Source organism: Pedobacter miscanthi (assembly GCF_032678605.1).
GTDB classification, from domain to species: Bacteria; Bacteroidota; Bacteroidia; order Sphingobacteriales; family Sphingobacteriaceae; genus Pedobacter; species Pedobacter miscanthi_A.
In genome coordinates, this window is sequence record NZ_JAVTSU010000011.1 from 206,561 (window position 1) to 229,712 (window position 23,152).

Annotated in this window: 15 protein-coding genes and 1 tRNA gene; 2 read left to right on the forward strand and 14 right to left on the reverse strand. The window is 40.7% G+C overall.

The genetic code is table 11. The annotated features are described in order from the left end of the window. Nucleotides 1-16: 16 nt before the first annotated feature. Nucleotides 17-1,255, forward strand: coding sequence for a hypothetical protein (locus R2R28_RS17660; RefSeq protein ID WP_316827008.1), 1,239 nt, complete (start codon nucleotides 17-19; stop codon nucleotides 1,253-1,255). Nucleotides 1,256-1,612: 357 nt separating this feature from the next. Further along, nucleotides 1,613-2,335, forward strand: a complete 723-nt coding sequence (locus R2R28_RS17665) for a hypothetical protein (protein WP_316827009.1) — start codon at nucleotides 1,613-1,615, stop codon at nucleotides 2,333-2,335. Nucleotides 2,336-2,404: 69 nt separating this feature from the next. On the opposite strand, the gene R2R28_RS17670 is transcribed toward R2R28_RS17665, so the two are convergent. The 14 genes from R2R28_RS17670 to R2R28_RS17735 all read right to left on the reverse strand — a co-directional run bounded on the left by R2R28_RS17670 (nucleotide 2,405) and on the right by R2R28_RS17735 (nucleotide 23,152). Then, a complete protein-coding gene (locus tag R2R28_RS17670) occupies nucleotides 2,405-3,952 on the reverse strand; it encodes an SGNH/GDSL hydrolase family protein (protein WP_316827010.1) in 1,548 nt (515 codons plus the stop codon). A 187-nt stretch (nucleotides 3,953-4,139) separates the two neighbouring features. Next, a complete protein-coding gene (locus tag R2R28_RS17675) occupies nucleotides 4,140-5,414 on the reverse strand; it encodes a glycoside hydrolase family 71/99-like protein (RefSeq protein WP_316827011.1) in 1,275 nt (424 codons plus the stop codon). A 266-nt stretch (nucleotides 5,415-5,680) separates the two neighbouring features. Further along, a tRNA-Arg gene (locus tag R2R28_RS17680) sits at nucleotides 5,681-5,754 on the reverse strand. Between the two features lie 218 nt (nucleotides 5,755-5,972). Beyond that, complete coding sequence (locus tag R2R28_RS17685) at nucleotides 5,973-6,206, reverse strand: hypothetical protein (protein ID WP_316827012.1); 234 nt, start codon at nucleotides 6,204-6,206, stop codon at nucleotides 5,973-5,975. A gap of 886 nt (nucleotides 6,207-7,092) precedes the next feature. After that, nucleotides 7,093-8,256 carry a mannonate dehydratase gene (gene uxuA / locus R2R28_RS17690; protein WP_316827013.1) on the reverse strand — a complete coding sequence of 388 codons (1,164 nt, stop codon included), beginning with the start codon at nucleotides 8,254-8,256 and terminating at the stop codon, nucleotides 7,093-7,095. A 41-nt stretch (nucleotides 8,257-8,297) separates the two neighbouring features. Beyond that, on the reverse strand, nucleotides 8,298-9,122 hold the full coding sequence (locus R2R28_RS17695; RefSeq protein ID WP_316827014.1) for an SDR family oxidoreductase: 825 nt from the start codon (nucleotides 9,120-9,122) through the stop codon (nucleotides 8,298-8,300). 17 nt (nucleotides 9,123-9,139) lie between these two features. Continuing rightward, entirely contained in the window at nucleotides 9,140-10,606 is a 1,467-nt protein-coding gene (locus R2R28_RS17700) for a glycoside hydrolase family 30 protein (RefSeq protein ID WP_316827015.1), read from the reverse strand. Between the two features lie 188 nt (nucleotides 10,607-10,794). Then, a complete protein-coding gene (locus R2R28_RS17705; RefSeq protein ID WP_316827016.1) occupies nucleotides 10,795-11,970 on the reverse strand; it encodes a glycoside hydrolase family 88 protein in 1,176 nt (391 codons plus the stop codon). Between the two features lies 1 nt (nucleotide 11,971). Beyond that, nucleotides 11,972-13,159 (reverse strand): alginate lyase family protein, encoded by a 1,188-nt coding sequence (locus tag R2R28_RS17710; protein ID WP_316827017.1) that lies wholly within the window; start codon nucleotides 13,157-13,159, stop codon nucleotides 11,972-11,974. Nucleotides 13,160-13,182: 23 nt separating this feature from the next. Next, the gene (locus R2R28_RS17715; RefSeq protein ID WP_316827018.1) at nucleotides 13,183-15,645 is read right to left on the reverse strand and encodes a glycoside hydrolase family 2 TIM barrel-domain containing protein; all 2,463 of its coding nucleotides are present in this window, start codon (nucleotides 15,643-15,645) and stop codon (nucleotides 13,183-13,185) included. 11 nt (nucleotides 15,646-15,656) lie between these two features. After that, nucleotides 15,657-16,832, reverse strand: coding sequence for an acyltransferase family protein (locus R2R28_RS17720; protein ID WP_316827019.1), 1,176 nt, complete (start codon nucleotides 16,830-16,832; stop codon nucleotides 15,657-15,659). Nucleotides 16,833-16,845: 13 nt separating this feature from the next. Next, on the reverse strand, nucleotides 16,846-19,488 hold the full coding sequence (locus tag R2R28_RS17725; protein WP_316827020.1) for a glycoside hydrolase family 2 TIM barrel-domain containing protein: 2,643 nt from the start codon (nucleotides 19,486-19,488) through the stop codon (nucleotides 16,846-16,848). Between the two features lie 342 nt (nucleotides 19,489-19,830). After that, a complete protein-coding gene (gene bglX / locus R2R28_RS17730) occupies nucleotides 19,831-22,050 on the reverse strand; it encodes a beta-glucosidase BglX (protein ID WP_316827021.1) in 2,220 nt (739 codons plus the stop codon). Between the two features lie 7 nt (nucleotides 22,051-22,057). After that, a complete protein-coding gene (locus tag R2R28_RS17735; protein WP_316827022.1) occupies nucleotides 22,058-23,152 on the reverse strand; it encodes an endo-1,4-beta-xylanase in 1,095 nt (364 codons plus the stop codon).

A 23,152-nucleotide genomic window follows, 5' to 3' on the forward strand; every position in this document is an offset into this window, starting at 1 on the left:
ATTTCAACCATCATCAATGCTCACCATTATATCAAAACGAATGGACTATAAGTTTTTACGCGCATTTTTCTTTTTTTCCGTTTGCGTAATATCTGTTTCAGCCCAAAATACGAGTAACCCGAAACTAGATAGCTTAATCCATAAACGACTATTCTACTACGAAACAAAAGGCTTTAAGGGAGAAGGTTGGGACAGTTTAAAAGCAGAAATCAAAAAGGCACAGGTTATTCTTATCGGCGAACAGCATGGCGAGGCAGAAATACCAGTATTTACCATGAAACTTGCTGAAGTATTTAAACCAAAGGCATTGGTAGTCGAAATTGACCCCTATACGGCAGAACAGGTAAAAAAAGTCAGCCAAAATCCACCTGCTTATAGTAATTATTTTAAACAGCATCCTTATGGCCTTGCTTTTTACAGTTATGAAACAGAAATGGAACTGGCACGACAGATGGTCCTCGCAAAAACGGACATCTGGGGACTGAACGAAATCAATTTTTTATCACTGGGCACATTTTTCAATACACTGGCTGGAAAAGCAAAATCACCTGCCAATAAACAACTGGCGCACAACAAGGCCATAGCGTATGCTAACCACGACAGGTCAATCTATAAAAATATTGATCGTTATAGCGACTTTATCGCCTATCAGCTCAAAACATCAATGGTTGATTCATTATTACGATCTTTTAGCAATGAAAGTGATGCGAGTAAAAAAATGCTTCGTGATCTGAAATCAAGCCTTCCCATTTTTGCCAACACCAGTTACGAGGCAAGAACCGACCTGATGAAGAAAAATCTGCTCAATTACCTTGCACCCTACATCACTAAAGATGCCATCGATATTCCTAAACTGCTCTTTAAATTTGGTGCCAACCATGTAAGCAGAACCAATGATTTGAAAGGTTTTTTTGAGGTAGGAAACCTTGCTGATAACCTGGCCGGGGCAAGCGGTAAGCAATCATTGCATATCCTCATTTTTGGAAAAACAGGAACTTATAATCAAATGGCACCTATGGATAATAGTCTTGCCATAAAACCATACGATGTTTCAACAGACAAAGACCTGGATATGTTCACTCCGTTTTACAGCCAGGTAAAGGGAAATGAATGGGCTTTTTTTGACCTCAGACCATTGCGGGAAGCTATTGCTGAAGGGAAATTAAAAGTTAGCCCTGACCTGCGCGGATTTATAAAATCATTTGATGTATTGGTGATCTTTGGACAAACAACGGGAAACAGGTTTATTGAATAATTTTACACCATACGTGATATGCGAACAGGTAAATAGATCACCACACCGAAGAATCTGTCATAGGTGATGGCTGCGATAAACTGTAACATTTTGAAGGAAAAATAAATCAAATCCATAGTTTATATTAACTTTGAAATACGATCATAATTATGAAGCTCCAATTAACGTTTCTCCTATTCTTGCTTCATTTAAAGCGGAAAACAGATTCAATAACTGGCTTTCATGGCAAAAAACAAACTGCAAAGATAAAATTCGCTCCTCACAGCATTAACGATTGCATTATGCCAATAATCTGGTCGTTTTTTAAACCAAAAACCTTTAAATCAAATCATCACAGGCTCTTACACCTTTTAACTCATGGCGGATCAGGAAGTAATCAAACACACAAAAAAAATATATAAAATCTGGAATAGCAAAGAGCATACTTTTTGGCATAAGACAAAAGAATTTGTTCTCGAAATCTTCATTATCGTATTTGCAGTAAGCCTTTCTATATGGCTTCATGGCCAGAGCGAACACGCACACAAAACGCAGGATGTAAAAAACTTTTTGTTAGGAATGGAAAATGATTTCCAGAACGACCTTAAAGAAATGAAAGCAGACAGAGAGATGTTTTTAAAGAGCAAAGAAGCATTTAATTACATACGAGGGCTAAAAATGGGACAAAGAGCGGATGCAGATACCATTAAAAAATATAATAATTACCTGTTTAACGAAACCGGACTTTTACCAAATAACGGAAGGTTTGAAGGATTTAAATCGTCGGGAAAAATCGGTGATATTGAGCACCTCAAAATTCAAAACGAGATGATGGATCTTTATCAGGAAAACATCCCTACACTTGTATTGTATACCAATTACTATTCTAAGAAAAAATCAGCACTGGATGAGTTTTTCATCAAAAACCTCCGTAGAAAGAGCGATCAGGGAAACAATTACCTTGATCTTTTCTCGAGTGAGGAAGTATATAATATGAGTTACGACCTTACGCAGGTGAGAAGCATTATCAGCCAATACGATAAATGCATCGGTAATATGAACAGCATTGTTTCTGAAATCAATAAAGAATATAAAGATTAATATAACCGAACAGCGATAGATTTATACAAAAGCCGCCACTGTAGAAGTTGCGGCTTTTGTTTATGTTTATTAATGTAATATCCTCAGCGCATCTACCCTGGTGGTTATACTTGCAGTTTTAGCATGGTATATCCTAAACCAGTTTATGGCATTCAAATTTGGTGTTCCACCGGTTGTAACGGCAGAAGCAAAGGTTTTGGTAATGTGGTTCCAGCCATTTGTTAGCGGGCCAATATCCCAGCTATATTCATTAACATCTGCTGCGCCCCCGCTACCAATCTCAATTTGGTTTGATGCAGAAAATTTGGTCGCATCCGATACATAATACCAAAAATCAACAGATCCGTTTGTTACGGTTACACCGGGATTAACCGCCGTAAAAGAACGTTGAAATTCTAATGTACCACTACCTACGGCTTGTAATGAAGCAATGCCTTCTTTTTTGTCGCTGGTATTCGCCGTTAGGGTGTTTCCAGATGTCCAGCCTGTGGTAGCATCGGCATTATTCACCAAAAAGGATGATCCTGATGACAAATAAGGTGCCAGATAGGGTTTCATTAAACCGGCGGCCTTAACATGCCCTGCAACGCTCGGATGCACTCCGTCATTGAAATCAACCGATGGATGAGGCAAGAGCCAGCTCATGGTATTAATATAATGAACGGCATTATCACCCGCTGCAATCCGCAGGTTAACAGCAGCCTGCACCGATGCAGCTTTTACCCCACTGAAAGGGCGTAGCGCAAATATCTCTGCATTGGCAAATTTTGTACGGATATCAGAAAGAAAATTTACATAACCGTTTTGAAAAGTTGCATCGGGTACACCTGTGCTATTATCATTCTGGCCTAAATTAACCACCACTATTTTGGGGGTATATCTGGTAAAATCCCAATTGGGAGATGATGGGTAGGCCAAGGATTGTGATTTAAAATACTGTACATCCATCCCTATTTTGGTTGCATTTACGCCATAGCCATTTATTAAAGTAATGCCAGGGTAAGCGATCTGCGTATGTTCGGCATTCATCGATTCGGAAACTATCCATGCATAATCGGATACATTGGCCTGTGCATCGGTATAACCGGCTGTTATCGAATCGCCAATGTACTCTACAATGTCTGTAGATACAGACGGTGCCAGGGTAGCTGCTCCTGTATCAAGCACCAGGCCACGAAAATTAAATACATAATCATAATCTTTGCCCTGCGCTACGCTTAAGCTATGGATACCCCCAAACAGTGGTGTGGGCGTAAGGTTTATGGTACCACTTGCACCGGTAAAACTCGTCCACGGACCGCCATCAATTTTAGCATAAAAATTACTGTTATTGCCCACTTTTATTTTAACTGTGGTACCGGTAAAGTTAACTTTAATATACGCCCCACCCCAGTAGCTCAAATATTGGGTAGCATTACTAAAATCCCAGCGGCCAAAATATTTAATATTCGGATCATTTATGCCCACATCAAGTGTGGCAATAATTGATTCGTTTGCAAGCTGTGTTGAAGCCAAAAGCGTTCCAGAGGCTGGAATTTGAGGTGGTAATTCATTTTTTGAACAGCCAATGGTAGCTAATCCAAATAGGATTAAAAAAATAAATATTGTTTTTTTCATTATTTCGAGATGGTTAGGTTAATAATCGGATTTGGCCAATCCTTTGCTGAAAGAGATTGCTTTATGCGGAGAGCCACACCCCTTTCTGAGTGTTTCTTCAGCAAACGGATAGCCTATTTGACCCCACAATTACATATATCAATGCTGTGGGGTCAAAATAAGCTGGTTTGAAGAAAATTTTTCTTTATTACAGGTGTGATGTTGGATGACTCGCACTAAGGGGAATCTGCCCCTTTATCATTTTGGCGCCATCGCGGGTTAACCGGAGGTAAAAATCGGAAGAACAGGCCACGCCATCGGCATCCAAAGTAAGAAAATACTGATTGCTAGGCTTCATCGACGCATTTTCAGCTGCTTTTGCAATTGCGGTACCCTCGTTATATTCATCAAACATGGCCACCTTAACACTTGGAATATTGTTGTTTCTGATGTTGTAGAACTGCCTCCAGAGGAAATCTCCGTGTAAACGCGGTATTTCGTTTTGTGGACCGGTATGCCAGTTAGACCATGCGAAACCCGGAAAAGCCACAGGCTGATAATCCTGATTGTGCGAATTGCAATAGGCAAAATCGGCACTAAGTGTCGGTACATACCCATCAGCTCCGGTTATCCCGTTCATGGAACCAACCGTCCAGGGTTGGATCATATTGGCCTGGTTGTAGGCACTTATATTGGTTGCATCATTTCTCCAATCCCTTTTAACCCCGATAATCACATAACATCCCTGGGTTTTAAACCAATTGATCACATCTGTCCATACAGCATTATTACCCGGTCGTCCGGAAACGCCTATACCCCACAAACTTACCACAGGTTTACCGTTCTGTTTGGCATAAGCCGAAGAAGAAGTATGGGTTTGCATGCGCGTAGTCCAGTCAGTTTTAATTTCAGACTGGAAATTTGTCCAGCCAGAGATGTCGTATTCGATGAAGAATTTACGTCCATAAGCTTCTGCAGCAGCCTTTACCATGGGTACATTTCCGTTGCGCCAGTTTAAATCGCGAGAATCGGCTGCCAGTGCACTGCCAAAGCGCTGAAGTGCAGCGCAATCAATGCTGTTCTGCTGCATCCATAAAAAATGGGTATTTACCACTTGTTGCGAATAGGATGTAAATAATTTAGCAGGCTGTCCATTGCCCAGGTTGGCAAATCCGGTTTGGTAAGTAGTGGTATATTCCCTTACATCAGGCCACATTTCAACATTGATATGTCCGGGAGATGGCGGGTTTGGTCCCCAGGTTTTCCATGAATTAAATGGCGAACCATCACCAAGGCAGCCAAACCAGGCCTGATAGCCTACCACCAGCTTCCCCACCACATCCCCGGGAGGAGATGCGAGCGTTGTTACCGGTTTTACTTGTGATAGGCTGTCGTGAGCAACCACATCGTCTACTTGCGTTTTTGAACAACCTACTGCTGATACAATTACTGCAGAAAGTAACATTAAGTTAATTTTTCTCATTGATCGGATATATTTGGTTAATACACCAACATTGGTGTGATATCCAAAATAGAACTGACCTATTAATAAATGTTAAATAAATAATTAATAAGTCAGATATACCTTATTAATAATCAATTTTTAGTCGGTTATATCATCAATATGTATGTTTTTTCGTGCTATTAAGAAATTAACAGCAAACTTTCGTTAAAGTTGGAATATGGTTAAATAATTAGGGAGGGTTAAAATAAAAAGGCTTCCAGTTTTTAACTGAAAGCCTTTTAATGTACCCCGGAAGGGACTCGAACCCCTGACCCTCGGTTTAGAAAACCGACGCTCTATCCAGCTGAGCTACCGAGGCTCATTTTTTAATGAGCTGCAAATATAGAAGTTCTATTTAATATGTAAAAATATATTGTAAACTATTTAAAGGCTGATTTTCCGATTTTAAATAAGTATTTATAAACGAAGCAATTAAAATTGATTTCGAAATAAATAATCCGTCAAAAAAGGATGTTTTCGGTCTTATTTTTCACTTTTAACCATCAATTGGCTGGAAAAAAACACCTAAAAATTAGCTTAAGCGTCTTCTCCGTTCCAGATATCATCGTCGGCATGGCTTATTTCGTCATGACTGCCTGTTACGCTTTTTAATTCTTCGTGATGGTAATTTCTTTCGGGATTTTCCGGCAATGCATCGTCATGATCTAAGGGTGCTTTTCTTAAATGCTCCGGTTTTTTAACTTCTGGTAAATCATCGTGTATAACAGATGGCGTTAAGATCTTCTTTTTGGGATAATTGCTATTTTCCATAATTTTTAAGAGGACTCAAATTTTAAGCCATAAATCAAAGGTAGGTTAAAATTATGGCTTAAGCAGTTTAAATTAGCATGTGGAGGCAGAATGTAAACAAAGAAAAGAGCCTTCGACTACGCTCAGGATAACAATACTGGAAAACCGATCGTCATTCCCGCCTGCGCCTATCGTGTGGACACATCTTTTAGGCACTATGCTAGCTTGCTTTGAAATAACAAAGCCCTTACCGAAGCACGCCCGTCAATCCCAAGGGCCAGGAAAATCAAAAAAAACAGGCGTACAGCAATACAAATGGCACTACCGAACCTAAAACGCAGTGGTTTTGTGTTTCATGTTTGCAAAAACTTTTCACCCAGCCCTAACAAACAAAACAATTGCCACTGTTTTTTTGATGTGTATGGGGATTGTGTAAAAGGCCCCTTGCTGGGTTGACAAAGCATTTTTGCATACTTTTGATGCCTCAAAAGTTTGATGCCTTGCGGCATAGGAGCAAATAAAACTAATCTAATATTTGTGTCCACACGATAGGCGCAGGCAGGAACCTTAATGCAGCTTACAACCCCTACCAAGGCATTACGATTGCCAGTCGAGCTGGCAATGACGATTCTACGCGCTGTCATTAAACCTCCAATGTATTTAAAAAATGCTAACTTCTATCAATGACAGATTTAATAGTAAGATCGTCATCTAAACCGAAGCAACGCGGAGTGGAGAGATCTATAAGCTGAATTAAAATGGAAGATAGATTTTAAAACTGTGTTGCACTACACTCGCAATAACGGTGACAAAAAAATGCGCACAAGTAAACATTTGTGTTTATCTGTGCGCATCTGTGGTTGATTCACGCTAGAAAGATCCTTCGACTACGTTCAGGATGACAATACTAATAATTTCCGGTTACCCCGATTTCCAAACCTCTTAATTCGGCTAAGCCGCGTAACCTGCCAATGGCAGAATAACCCGGATTGCTTTCTTTCGCTAAATCATCCAGCATCTGGTGGCCATGATCCGGGCGAAAGGGAATCGATTGATCACGTAAAACATTCTCTTCGGTTATGGCTTTCATAATTTCGTACATGTTTACATCACCACCTAAATGGTCGGCTTCATAGAAACTACCATCTTCATCTTTTTTAACGTTACGTAAGTGTGCAAAATAAACACGCTCTTTAACTGCATTAAAGATCTCTAAGGCATTATTATCCATTCCGGCACCCAATGAGCCTGTACAGAAGCAAACACCGTTAAAAGCCTGATCTACCGATTTGATGATGTAATTGAAATCTTCGAGCGTACTCGCAATCCTAGGCAAGCCTAAAATGGCATAAGGAGGATCATCAGGGTGAATGGTCATTTTAATACCTTCTTCGGTACAAACCTCAGCGATTGAGGAAAGGAAATATTTTAAATTCTCTTTCAAACCTTGTGTACCAATAACTTTGTATTCGTTAATACTGTTGCGCAAGGTTTCCAATTCGATTTCTTTTTCGTTCGGGATTCCCATGAGTACGTTAATGCGAAGGTCAACCAGATCCTGCTCCGATAAAGTAGCTTGTTTATTTTTCGCTCTTTTTAAAATCGATTCAGAATAATCAGCTTCTGCATTTTCCCTTTTTAAAATATAAATATCAAAAATGGCCAGGTCGATCCAGTTAAAATAAAGTGCCTTAGATCCGTCGGTCATTTCGAGGTCCAGTTGCGTACGTGTCCAATCTAAAACCGGCATGAAATTATAACACACAATTTTAATTCCGCAAGCGGAAAGGTTACGTAAAGAGGTTTTATAGTTCTCGATGTATTGATCAACGTCTGCCCTACGCGTTTTAATCGCTTCGTGCACGGGCACACTCTCTACAACCGACCAGGTTAAGCCTGAGGCTTCAATAATTGATTTTCTTTCTTTAATATCTTCCAAAGGCCAAACTTCGCCATGTGGAATGTGGTGCAAAGCAGTTACAATACCTGTAGCACCGGCCTGTTTAACGTCTTGTAAGCTTACCGGATCGTTCGGACCATACCAACGCCAGGTTTGTTCTAATTTTTTCATAATATGATTACACAGATTGAGGGATTATACTGATAACATGATTAAACTCCGGAAAATGCAGTAAATCCACCATCAACTTTAATATTTTCGCCGTTTACAAATTTAGAGGCGTCGCTGAGCAAATATACTAATGCTCCGATTAATTCTTCGGGATTTCCGAAACGTTTAAATGGTGTTTTAGAAATAATTGCCTGTCCCCTTGCCGTTAAGGAGCCATCCTCGTTGGTTAATAAGGCCCTGTTCTGGTTGGTGATGAAAAAACCGGGTACAATGGCATTCATCCTGATCTTGTCCTGATAACGGTTGGCCAGTTCAACAGCCATCCATTTGGTGTAACTATCAATCGATGATTTGGCCAGCGAATAACCCAATACCCTGGTTAGGGCCTGTGTAGCCGAAACAGAAGAGATATTAACGATACTGCCCCCGTTTTTCGCGATTTCTTTACCGAAAACCTGCGTTGGCATAATGGTGCCGAAAAGGTTAAGATCAAAAGCCTGTTTTAAAGCAGACACATTGAGTTCGAAAACATCACTACCCGGCTGGATTACCGCTTCGGCCACATTGCCTCCAGCTGCATTTACCAGGGCATCAATCCGTCCGAATTTGCTGATGATGGTTGCATTTGCATCAATCAGGTTCTCTTCGTTTAGCACATCGGCAATAATATAAATGGCTTCGCCACCAGCATTGGTTACATCGGCAGCCCTTTGTTTTGCTACTTCTTCGTTTCTTCCAATTACAACGATTGATGCACCTGCAGCGCACAATCCGTTAACAAAAGCCTCTCCTAAAACACCTGTAGCGCCCGTAACCACTACAACCTTGTTTTTTAGGGAAAACAGGCCTTCTACTTCCTTTATCATTTGTTTAGTTTTTTAGTTTATTCTACTACCAATGTTGTTATAGAGTGTGGCAAACTGGTTGTTGTTGCAGCTTCGCCTTTAATCCATAAACTGTATTTCAATTTATCATCTGATTGGTTCATCACCACTACCACCAACTTACCATCGGTATTTAAAAAAGCTGTTGACTGCAGTTTATCGCGACTAGATGCAGCACCGATTCTTTTAGCACCCGGACGGATGAATTTAGAGAAATGGCCCATATAGTAATACGCATTGGTATAAATCAGTTTATCGTTTTTGGTATCGGCATGTACCGGGGCAAAACAGAAATTACCTACGTGGTTTGGTCCGCCTTTTTCATCTAAAAGAATGTTCCAGTCTGTCCAGGCTGCCGTACCCGCGTTAAAATCGTTGATCATTGAATAACCGTAACGCTCGCCCAAAGTCCAGTCGTCTAATTTATTTACATCGTATTTTTCTTTACAACCTTCGGTAAAAATCAAGGCTTTATCTGGGTAAGCTTCGTGCGTTTGTTTTACATTACCAAACTGCATGCCGCTTCCTGTCCATGTTTCGTACCAGTGAAAACCAATACCCCAAACATATTTTGCGGCATCTTTATCATTTAAAATGGTGCTTGCCCTTTGGAAAATCTGATCGCGGTTGTGGTCCCATGCAATTAGTTTTTTTGAAGAAAGACCTGATTTCTGTAAGGTTGGACCTAAGAAGTTTTTGATAAAATCGCGTTCTTCTTCGGCTGTGAACACACATGATTCCCATTTTTGTTTCGCCATAGGTTCGTTTTGTACACTCAAACCCCAGATCGGAATTCCCATCGCTTCGTAAGTTTTAATAAATTTTACGTAGTGATTGGCCCAGCTCTGGCGGAAGGCAGGTAATAAATGTCCGCCCTGGATTAAACTATTATTATCTTTCATCCATGCTGGTGGCGACCAAGGGCTCACAAACAAGGGCAATTTGCCTCCAGCAGCAGCAGTGGCCTGTTTGATCAAAGGGATTTTAAATTCCTCATCATGCGCCACACTAAAGGTTTTAAGGTCTTTATCGTTATCCTGAACGTAAGTATAACATCCGCTCGAGAAATCGCAGCTGGCAATATTGGTACGTGCCAGTGTATAACCAATACCTTTATCTGGACTGTAATAAGCTGTTAAAAGCTCTTGTTGATTCTTTTTAGAGAGTTTTGCAAATGTTTCAGCAGAAGCATCGGTTAATGCACCACCGATACCCACCAAAGTTTGGTATTTTATTGTTGGGTCTACAAAGATACAAGGCTCTGTTTCAAAGGGTTGTTTATTCTCAACGAAATTTAAGGTTTCAGTTTTACTGATGCGGTATTCAGATTTCTCTGCGGTAGTATAAACCGTTACTTTTTTATTGGCTACAGTATAAGCCTGTACGGGTTTAGCCGCTTTTTTGTTCTGTGCAGCCGCACTAAATGCAGTTGCCAAAACCAATAGAATGCTCAGATTTTGTTTCATTATTATATTATTTATTTAATCTATCGCCTTACAAATGGCGTATTGTGTTATTACGCGCCCAATTTCCGAATAAATAGGTCATTTAAACCATAAATTTAAAATTTAACAGACCATTTCCCGCTGTTTGAGGAAATCAGCGCGTAACGTTTTATTGTATAGGAAAATAGATTGATCATTTATTTATCATTTTATTTTTTACTCCTCAGCAACGCTTCCAGGTAATAATAATCGGCATAATTGATCGGTACATCAATTTCCGATTTAGCCGGACGGTGACCAGTGCTATGCTCTAAAATAAAGCCATAGTTTGCACCCGGTTTGCTCGTGTATTTTGTACTTAAAGAATACAAAATCTTATCGGCGGCAGCTTTATATTTTTTACTATGGGCGGGGCTGTATTTTGCCAATTCGTAAAGTGCAGATGCAGTAATGGAGGCTGCAGAGGCATCACGCGAAACATCAGGGATTTTGGGGTCGTTATAATCCCAGTACGGAATACCATCTGCAGGGGTTATTTTACTGTTTAAGATAAAACCTGCAACGCCATCAGCCTGAGTTAGATATGTTTTATTTTTGGTTTCCCGGTAACAAACAGTGTAGCCATATAAGGCCCAGGCCTGTCCGCGTGCCCACGCCGATTCGTTTGCATATCCCTGTGCGGTTACTTTCTGACGGACGTTACCGGTTAAAGTATCGTAATCAATCACATGGTAAGAGCTAAAATCAGGTCTGAAATGGTTTTTCAAAGTAGTATTGGCATGTTTTACCGCTATTTTATAGAACGATGAATCGCCCGTTAATTTCGTGGTTTCGAACAAAAGTTCAAGATTCATCATGTTGTCGATAATTACCGGATATTTCCATTTATCGCCATTGTGGTCCCACGATTTAATTACACCTGCTTTGGCATTAAACCTGGTTGATAATGATTTTGCCGCCTGGATGATTACTGCTTTATAAGCAGGATCGTTGGTTAAGCGGTATCCGTTTCCGAACGGACAGTAAATCATAAAACCCAGATCGTGTGTTCCTTTATTAAATTGTTCTTTTTTAATGTCTTCGGTATATTTTTTAGCCAGCTCCAGCCATTTTTTATCCTTGGTATATTGGTAGAAATACCAAAGTTCTGCCGGAAAAAATCCACTGGTCCAATCTTTAGAGATGACCATTTTAAACTGGCCATGTTCTACGGTACGCGGCGAAACCAGGTTTGGTTTTACTTTTCTGGCCGAATCTACATTTTTAATCAGTACATCGGTTTGTTTGGCGGCTGATGCAAAGGCCTTTGCTACGTTTACTTGTTGTGCTTTTACAACACTGACAGACAGCATACTTATTGCTGCTATGGTTAGTTTTATGTTCATGTTATAACCAGATTATTGGGTTACGGATAGGTAAATTTCTAATAACTTCTTCTACTTGTGGTTTGTGTTCTAATTTTACCCAGGTTTGGTACCAGTTTGATTGTTTATATTCTACTGCACCAAACAATAAAAACGGCTGTGCAACCGGCCAGTTTTCCCAGTACATTACATCGGGCTGTAAGGTCCATTTGCTTTTATCGGCAATAAACGGATACAAATAAGTGATTCCTTTTTTGATTGATTTACCATCGGTGGTTTCAAAGTTCCAAAGGTTATCTTTTGGGCTAGATAAAATCTGGCAGAGCATGGTCATGGCATCGAGGTTAAAAATCGAATAACCGTAAGGTTTGGTTCTGGCCATTTCTAAAGGAAAACTGCCATCAGCACCCATTTGGTTTGGTAAAAGAATGGTTTTATAACTGTTACGTAATGAATCGAGCATGTTTTCGTCGCCACAAAGTCTGGCAAAAGAAGCCACTTGCATGGCCCAACAGGTTGCATGGTTGTTTTTCACAGTTTTCTCCTGAATACCGGGTTTGCTGGTATTTAACCATAAAGTATAATCGGCAAACCATTTTTTAACGCCTTTAGCGGTTTTAGGATCAAAAGCTTTGGCTTTTTGCATTACAAATGCCCCCTGCGCCACTTCCATTAAATGAATGGTATCGATAATGCCATAGTTACGGCCTGTAAATTTTCCTTTTACAGCCTGTGCAAAAAGCAGGTTGGGGTTCATCAGGGTTTCTGAATTGATAAACCAGGCCTGAAAATGTTTTACGGCTTCTTTCACGTACTTTTCATCGCCGGTAATTTTGTAAGCAGAAGCTAGCGCGCCGATAATTTTACTGAAACGCACCATGGCTTTACGGTGATCCAAAAAATTATCCGGATTGGTTAATCCATCCCTGTTGATGTAAGGACCATCAGGATTTTGCGGATCAGGCCAGAAATAATCGGCTTCGGAGAAAAAATCATGTTTTCCGCCTGCACTCCGTGGCGAAGATGAAGCCGTAACGGTAATGGCTTTTTGCTGCATGGCCCAAGCTGCCTCTGTTAAAATCTGTTTTTTTAACAATGCTTCTGCCTGCTTTTTTAAATCCTTTCCTTTCGGATCGGGTTTCGGGGACGCAAAGGCAGTGCCCGTAAAACAGAGCAGCACGAATAATGCAAAAGAGATGATTTTTTTCATTGGTTATATATTTGGTTTAGCTATTATAATATGGTAAAAACAGTTTTTAAGCCATCAGAGATCACGGATACCGCGCTTTGTCCTTTATTTAACTTTACTTTAATAATGGCTCTTCCGTTATAAACCTGCACTTTACGTGATCCTGACGAAGTGCCTTGATCATCAATTAGTTTACCATCTCCGGTTAAACCAAAAGTTATCCAGTTAATGGCATCTAAACATAGTACGCCTTTATCATCAAAAAGTTTTACTTCAACGGTGGCCACATCATCCTGCTGATCGATTTTCTTCAGCTCCATTTTAGCGGGCTTGCTCCATTTGTCGGTTTGATAGGTAAATTTAATTTCGTCGGTTACAGTTTCTTTTCCTTTTTTAGCAATTACTTTAACGGTATTTTCGCCCTTTACAAAAGGAAGGTTCCAGCGCAGGCCAGCCGCAGGGTAATCCTGACTGTTGCGTTTTTTACTTCCAAAACTTTTACCATTTAAGAAAATTTCAGCTTCGTTACCGTTCGAATATACTTTTACCATTTTTTCTTCGCCTTCATCGCCCCAGCGTACCGGCCAGGTATGTCCGTAAATATGGACCATCGGTTTTTCCGTCCAATAAGACTGGAAAACATAGTAAGATTCTTTTTTGGTAAAATCTCTTTCCACTACCCCTTTCTGGTTTACATAAGGTACAGGATTATCAGGACGGATCGCGGTAGAAAAATCCTTGAACGGCCAGTAAGCGGTTCCACTTAACCAGGGCATGGTTTCCTGTTCTTTTAAATGCCAGTCGATTAAATTGGCGATGTACGATTCGCTCCAATCACCATCTTTTGAAATCCTTGCAGCACCACCGTATAATGAGGCATCACCTGCCCTTTCATCGGCGCTACCTCCGGTTTTAATTTTGCTTAAGGCTTTATCGGGGTTTTCTGAATGGCGCAATGCGTGACTATCTCCGCCCCACTCTACGTGCAAAAAGCGTTTAACCTTGGCAAACTCATCTTCTGAAGCTTTTTTATAATCGGTATAGGCTCCACGGTACCACCCTGCCCAGATAGAGGGCGAATATACATCTACAATATCACTGCAGAAATCGCAACGGCGGATGGCGGTATAACGCGATTTATCCAATTGATGCGAAAGATCATTCAGTTCTTTCATAAAAGCCCTGATTTTTTCTTTATCAAATTCAGGGAAATCACCCGGCCAATCGTTTTCGTTGCCCATTCCCCAGATAATAATGGCGGGGTGGTTATAATGCTGCTCTACCATATTGGTGAGCATTCTTTTGGCCTGTTGTTTGTAAATATCACCTCCTAAACCACCGCGACACCATGGAATTTCTTCCCACACCAAAATGCCCAAACTATCGCAAAGGTTTAAAACGATACGCGATTGCTGATAATGGCCCAAACGGATAAAATTAACGCCCATATCTTTCATCATCTGCATTTCCTGGCGGATCATACCTTCAGTCATGGCTGCTCCCACACCGGCATGGTCTTCGTGACGGTGCGTTCCGCGCAAAAGCAAACGTTTTCCGTTTAAGTTAAATGGTCCTTTCTCCACAAATTCGATATTGCGGAAACCGATTTTTTCTTCGCCTTTATCATTTCCTGTTGAAGCGATAACTTCATACTGCAAAGTATATTGAACGGGCTTATCTGTTGACCATAATTGCGGTTTTTTCACTTCTACCGACCATAAATCGATATCGCCAGTTAAACTATTGAGTTTTTTCTCTGTTTTGGCCACAATTTTGCCAGCAGCATCAACCAGTTTTAACTGCACAATGGCTTCGTTAATGCCTGAAGGATTATACAAACGGGTTTTAACCGTTAATTTACCCGATTTGCCCTGCGCATCTACCTCGGCTTTGGCAAACATTTTATCAACTGAAAGCGAAGGTGTATAAACCAGATTGAGGTAGCGGTAAATCCCGCCGTAAATATTAAAATCAGATAAATCTGAAGGAATCATTTCGAGATCTCTGGAATTATCGGTCCTTATCGAAACCGGAACTTTGCCTTTAAACTGTTTTTGATAAACATCCGTTTTTTTGAACGCAGCCACAGCATCGGTAATATCAACTGTCCATTCGTCGTAACCGCCAACATGCGTACCTACTTTGGTGGTGTATACGTAAACTTCTGTTTTTTGTCCGGCACCTTCAAAATGCAAAATGGTTCTTCCACCCTGGTAGGGATTTTCGATTTTAAGCTGTGTACGGTACCAGGCCGGTCCCTGATAATAATTTACATCAGGATCAACAGCATCTTCGGCATTTACACAATGTGGCAAACTTACTTTCTGCCAAAGCGGCACAGCTTCCGGATTGCCCACACCAACCGGGCGAACAGCTTCCCAGATCCCGCCCAGGTCTTGTTTTACAAACTCCCAATTGTTATTTAAACGAACAGTTTGCTGCGCGACTAACAACTGACTGAATAACAATGTAATAAATAAAAAAAAGTATCGAACTAACTTTAACATGTATCTTGAAATTAAACTTTTAAACGCAATTTTTTCTTCTCTAAAAAGTATACGATTCCGATAACCAGACATGTGATTAAAAGAGATTTCATCATTCCTCCAATACCCGACCTAAGGAAATGCGGAAAGTGAAAATGAACTAAATAAAAAAAAGAATATAATAAATAAGGGATAAGGTAACAGGTTAAGGTGCTGGTACCGGCAGGTTTAATAAGCTTAAACCAATCTTTTTTCTGTTTTACATCAACCAGGTAGATTAACAATGCAAAAACCAGGATGGTAATGCCCATACATACAAATATCCATGCAGGTGTAGCGTAAATTTTCGAAATTCCGCCTGCATAAGGCCTGATAAACATTCCAAAGGCGAAGGATAAACAACCATAAAATATTATCAGGATCCAGAAATCGAGGTATTTTTTATTGCCGATCAGCGTTTTATACATCAATGTGATCAATGCGCCACCCATCATCAGCGTAATGGAAGAAGCATCGCCGATGATCCATAAATGATGGTGAAAAACACCCATATGCGTAGTAACATTAATTGCTGCAAATGCCACAAAGGCCAGCATGAGGATAAAAATGTTTCCTTTTGAAAAAAGATATACAAAAGCCGAAACCAGATAAGCCCAGCCGATGATACCCAAAATACCCCACCAATGTGGTTTTAAACCTTCAGGTTTTTCTGCTGAACCACCTTTATAAAGCAGGGCTAATACCACCAGTAATACAATACCCAAGCCAACAAATCCGTTCTTTTTCACCTTGGACAGTGTGTAGGGATAATCCAACCAAACCAGGAAAAAAGCAATGGTTAGCAAAATAGTATAAATAGCATAGGGCAACAAAGCAGAATGCCCGTCGTAATTTTCTAAATTAACATGAAAAAAGCCCATTACAATTAGAGCCAATGCCCTCAAAGCAATATAACCCGAAATAGAAAGCAGGTTCGCTCCTTTATCTTTTCTGCTCTGGATGGCAAAGGGCAGCGAAAGTCCGACAATAAAGAGAAAAGCAGGAAAAATCAGGTCCGAGAAGCCCATCCTGTCTGCATCGGCAGGCGCATGTTCTATCCATTCGGGAATATGTGATACACTGGCCACGTCGTTTACAAAAATCATCAGAAACATGGTGATGGCCCTTAAAACGTCGATCGATAAAATACGGAGCGGTAATTGGTTCATGTTATTTTAAGGATTAATAAATTTTTCTAAGTTGAACCGCATTTAAAACAGGTTTACCCTGAATGGCACTAAAATCAATTGAAATGCCTTTGCCATTTTGCACAGTAATTCTGGTTGTTTTTTTTACGGCTGTGGTATAACCAAAATCGGCGGCAAGGTTCAGTTTTGGCAAAAACGCTGTTCCGTTGATCGAAACATCAAAAATGCGCTGCTCTTCTATTTCTTTTTTATGGTTGTTATCCAGGTTATAAGCCAAAGCTTCTTTAGTTTCGCCTCCAACCAGTTCGGCAAAGTAAAGTGCCAGTTCGTATTCGCCATCCGGAACATCAAATTTAAACTGTTTAATGCCTACCTGCTGGGTCTGAAAAACCGGATCGTTATCAGTACCCAAAATATTTTTGTCGCTGCCGTAGGTAATGCGGTTATTGGTTCCTTTATAAGGATCGCCACCTACCCAACCCCAAGCCCCGGTTTTATATGGTTGATCGGGCATCCATAATTGGTGTTCTTTTCCGTCTATATAAAAACGTTTGGCTCCCAAAAGGATATTGATGTTTTTAAAGGGAATATTGGGATCGTTAAACTTAAATGGCTGCAATTGAAAATTGATATCCGCCTGATCGTTCTGATCGCCGGAAACTACACGTAACTGATTTTTACCGTTAATAAAACGCACCTGCCAATCAATAATATGATCTACAGCATCTTTTATGCCCAAACTTTTACCGTTTAAAAAAAGTTCGGCTGATTTTTGATTGGTAGCCACCTGAACAGGTTGCGTGCTGGTTAAAGCGGCAGAATCTGCAGTGCCTGTTCTATCATTCCATTGAGCCGAAGTAATTTTGATAAAGGGTTTACTCAATAAATAAGCCTGATAAAGGAAATAGGTATCTTTTGGCTCGCGACCAATGGTTAACAACCCTTTATTGTTGATATGCGGCATGGTTTCTTCGCGGGTTTCGGAGTTGAAATCGGCTAAATTCCAGGCTTCGCCACCGGCTACAAAAGGCCTGCTCAACATGGCATTTAAATAAACCTGGTTAAATTTGATGCCGTACTCTACACTTTTATCAAAACGGATGGGTGAAAAAGAACGGATCCTCGGATCGGCATCCGCACCATATTCGGTAACCATAAAAGGGGTATTGGGCAATTCTTTATGGTGACGATCTAAAAATTTAGCAAAATCTTCCGGAACGCCAGAATACCAGCCAGAGTATAAGTTCCACCCTACAATCATCGGGATTTTGGTTAAACCCACTTTGTTATAAATATCCCAGGCACCGTGATTAACCAGAAGGGTATATCTTGAAGGATCCTGTTTACGGGTTAAACTATCCAGTTTTTGGGCAAGTTCGCGTACATGGTCAAAATAAATCTGTTGACGGGGTTTATCGTTCGAAAATTTTAAACGCAACAAAATCTCATTCATATAAGCCCAGATGATGATACTTGGGTGGTTGAAATTCTGCTGGATCATTTCTGTCTGCATGTTCAAACAGTTGTTTGTAAAGGCCACTGATTCGGTAATGGTGTTTACCACCGGAATTTCTACCGACGCCAAAATACCCAGGCGGTCGCAGGCTTCTAAAATCTGCGGATCCTGAGGATAATGCGCTACCCTTAAAAAGTTGCCTCCCATAGCTTTAAGCAGTTCAACATCCCTGCTTTGTAAAGCATCAGGCGTAGCATTGCCCCTGTTTTCGTAATCCTGGTGACGGCTTGCACCAATTATTTTTACCGGTTTATCGTTTAAGAAAAAGCCCTTCTCGGCATCAAATTTAAACCAGCGAAAACCCAATGGATTGGAAACCTGATCGATTACAGATTTGGTTTTAACATCAATGATTTTAGTCACCACCCGGTATAGATAAGGATTTTCCGTCGACCATAACTCAGGTTTTTGGATTGACTTAATATCCTGAACCACCACCATATTAGCTCCTTTATTGATATTTACAGCAGTATTTTGACTGGTAATGGTATTTCCTTTTTCATCGAAAATTGTGGTAATGACCTGTACTTTTTGGTTAGTTGCCGAAGCATTATCGATTGAACTTTTAACTCGCACGTTTGCTGTTGCTGCAGAAACCTGCGGCGTGGTAATAAAAACACCACTGCTTCCATTTTCTTTCTGCGAAAAATGAACAGGATTGGCAATTAATAGGGTAACATTTCTGTACAAACCACCAAAAAAGGTAAAATCGGCTGTTAATGGTGGAATATCTTCATTAAAACGGTTATTGGCCCTTACTTCGATTATATCATCTTTATAGTTGAGATAGGAAGAAATGGGCACGGTAAAATGGGTGTAACTGCCGATGTGTTTGGCGGCTGATTTACCGTTAACCAATACTTCAGCTTCCTGCGCCACACCGTTAAAAACCAAATAAATGTCTTTTTCTTTTGCGGTTTCGTCTAGTTTCAATTTACGTTTATAGATACCCAGGCCGCGGTAATAACCCGAAACATCGTCTAACACGTCTTTATCATTCCAGGTATGCGGGATAGTTACTTTTTCAACCGGTCCGTTTTCTTTGTTAAATTCCCACTGATCGTTCAGACTGATGGTTTTCCGGCCTGCATCCTGGGCAAAGCTGGTTAAGCCTGTGGTTGCTGCAATTAGTATAAATAAAAGTGATTTCGCTTTTAACATTCGTTTAGTTTTTTTCTCAGGTTATTAGGTTCGTGTTGCCACGAGGTGCTTCTTTGGACCACAAAGGCACGAAGACACTAAGTTTTTTAGGTGGCTTTTCATCCGCCATTTTTACATCGCCATGGTTCGTGTCGCCACAGACCATTTGTTTGTTTTTTTTATCGTAAAGCTCCTCCGTGTTTCTGTGTCTCCGTGGCTAATCATTTTTTGCCACGGATGCACGGAGGGCACAGAAAAGTTATACCATCCATGATTCAAATTTCTGTGGCTACAACAACGTAAAATCCTTTTCCAGTTCCCCACGTCATGGTTCGTGTCTCCATGAACCGTTCGTTAGTTACCCTAGTTCAACAACGTAAAATCTTTTTCCAGTTTAATATTATTAGAAGCCGTTCCGATCATTAATTTAAAATCGCCTGCCTCGGCACCCCACTTAAGCTGTTGGTTATAAAAAGAAAGTTTTTCTTTATCAATATTAAAAGTGATGGTTTTACTTTCTCCTGCTTTCAGCATTACTTTCTGAAAATCCTTTAGTTCTTTAACCGGACGTACAATAGAAGCAAACTTATCCTGTAGATACAACTGAACTACTTCTTCTCCAGCATATTTACCGGTATTTTTTAAAGTAAAACTTACGGTAATTTTTTCGTCTTGTTTAATCTGTGTTTTGCTCACCGCTAAATCGGTATAATCGAAAGTGGTATAACTCAAGCCATAACCAAATGCAAATTTCGGACTGTTCGGCATATCTAAATAAGCGGAACGGTAACGGGTATCTTTATCGTTTTTAGCCGGACGACCAGTGCTTAAATAATTGTAATACAAAGGAAGCTGACCTTCATCTCTTGGGAATGTCATCGGTAATTTTCCAGATGGGTTATAATCGCCGTAAAGTACATTGGCCATGGCATTACCTGCCTCGCTGCCCAACCACCAGGTGTACATAATGGCAGGAATGTTATCGGCTGTCCAGTTGAAGATTAAGGGACGGCCAGCCATTACCAAAACCACAACCGGTTTGCCCGTAGTCTGGATTGCCTTGATTAAATCTTCCTGTACGCCAGGGATGTGAATATTTGCCCTGCTTTTTGCTTCACCGCTCATGTCAAACGCTTCGCCAACAGCCATCACTACTACATCGGCCTGTTTGGCTACTGATACCGCTTCGGCGAAGCCAGCTTTTGAAGAATCACTGAGTTCGCAACCTTTGGCATACAATAATTCGGTTTGATTACCAGCTTTATTTTTTAAACCCTGATATAAGGAAACCAGGTTGTCTTTTTCCCAGGCAATTGACCAAAATCCCTGCATATCTTTTTCCGATTTGCCCAGCGGCCCAATTACTGCGATTTTTTTCAAGCTTTTTGATAATGGTAAAAGCTCTTTTTCGTTTTTCAACAGTACAATACTTTTTTCGGCCATGGTTAAGGCAGCTTTTCTATTTTCAGCCGAGTTCAATTCCTTTTCCTGACGGGCTACATTACTGAAACGGTATGGATCATCAAATAATCCCAGTTCGAATTTCTTTCGTAAAATCCTTCTTACGGCATCATCAATTAAAGCCACAGGTACTTTTTTATCGGCAACCAATTTGGCCAGGCTTGGCAGATAACTCCTGCTTTCCATATCCATATCGCTACCAGCTTTTATAGCCAGTTCGGCAGCTTGTTCTTTATCTTTTGCATAACCATGGGCAATCATCTCGCCTATCGATCCCCAATCGCTCACCACAAAACCCTGGTATTTCCATTGTCCTTTTAAAATATCGCGTTGCAGATAACTGTTACCCGTTGCAGGAATGCCGTTTAAGGTATTAAAAGAATTCATAAAGGTAGCCGCACCAGCATCAACAGCAGCTTTAAACGGCGGAAGATAAGTTTCCCATAAGGTGTGTTCGCTCATATCAACCGCATTATAATCTCTACCTGCAATGGCAGCACCATAAGCAGCAAAATGTTTTGCACAGGCCATAATCGCATCGAGATTGCCCAAACCTTTACCCTGAAAACCTTTCACACGGGCAAAGGCAATTTTAGAACCGAGGTAAGTATCTTCTCCTGCACCTTCCATTACCCTTCCCCAACGCGGATCGCGGGCAATATCAACCATGGGTGCGAATGTCCAATGTACGCCAGATGCAGCGGTTTCCCTTGCAGCAACCCTGGCACCATTTTCTATTTCGGCCAAATCCCAGCTGGCCGCTTCGGCCAAAGGAATAGGGAAAGTAACACGGTAACCATGAATAACATCCAAACCAAAAATCAAGGGAATTTTCATCCGCGATTGCATGGCTACTTCCTGTACTTCGCGGGTTTCTTTCGCGCCACGTACGTTGAGCATGGATCCTAATTTACCATCGCGAATATCTTTTAACTTATTCGGGTTATTGGTAATCGGCCCGGTTGCATCACGATCGCCAGTATATTGGTTTAACTGACCGATTTTTTCATCCAATGTCATCAGTTTTAAAACTGAATCGATTTTCTTTTCGATCTTTTTATCCTGCGCCGAGGCAGAAAGGGATATTCCTAAAATTAAAGCTAGGGGTAAGTATTTTCTCATATTCTCGCTATTTAACGCCGTCTAAAATTCCTTGATAAGCTGCTTTTCGCCGATATTGGGCATCAAATGGCAAGGGCCAATCAGGGCGGTTGTAATTTGCTGGAATCCAGCTATCGGCATCGGTCACATTCCATTGGGTAATGCCAAATTGCTGACTTTTAGGAATAGCATTATAAGCCTTAACAATGGTTTTATATTTTGCAGCCTGCTGATCGCCCAATGCAGTAGTATAAGTCATTAACTGTACATTATCCGGATTCAGGGTAATATCAATTTCAGAAATATGAATTTTCAAACCTGTAGCGGCAGCGGTAGTAATGGCAGCAGTTAAATTGGCGTCGGTTTGGGTTACGCGGGTATGCATCTGGATACCGATGCCATCAATCGGGATACCTTTGTTTTTGAGTCCGGTAACGAGATTTAAAATGGCAGTGCGTTTGGTTGGGCCAAATTCGTGCCCATAATCATTGTAAAATAATAAGGCGGACGGATCAGCTTCGTGAGCATATTGAAATGCCCTGCCGATATAATCCGGGCCTAATTTTTGCACCCAGATACTATTGCGAATGGTACCGTCTTCATCAATGGCTTCGTTTACCACATCCCACGAGGCTACTTTGCCCTTAAAATGCCCAACAACGGTTTGAATATGGGTTTTTAAAAGGTTTTCCCAATCTGCGGTAGTTCCCTGGAAATTATTTACCCAATCGGGTAATGATTTATACCAGTTTAGCGTATGTCCGTGGATTCTTTTTCCATTGGCTACGGCAAAATCGACCAGGTAATCGGCATCACTCCAGCTATAGGTATCTTTTGAGGGATGTACGGATGCAAATTTCATGGCATTTTCTGCCGTAACGCTATTAAATTCTTTAATAACCAGACTACGATAATTTGTATTGCTTTTTAAAAGACTTACATTAACAGCGGCGCCGATCGGGAAAGGCATATTTTTCTGTAAAGTAACGTCTTCAATGCTTGATGGCTGTATTAAGATACCCGGATCGATACTGGTGCTCTTGTATTTGGCGCAAGAGAGGGTTAACAGCGACATCGAAAGCATTATTTTCGAAGCGAAACTAATTTTCTGTAATCTGTTCAT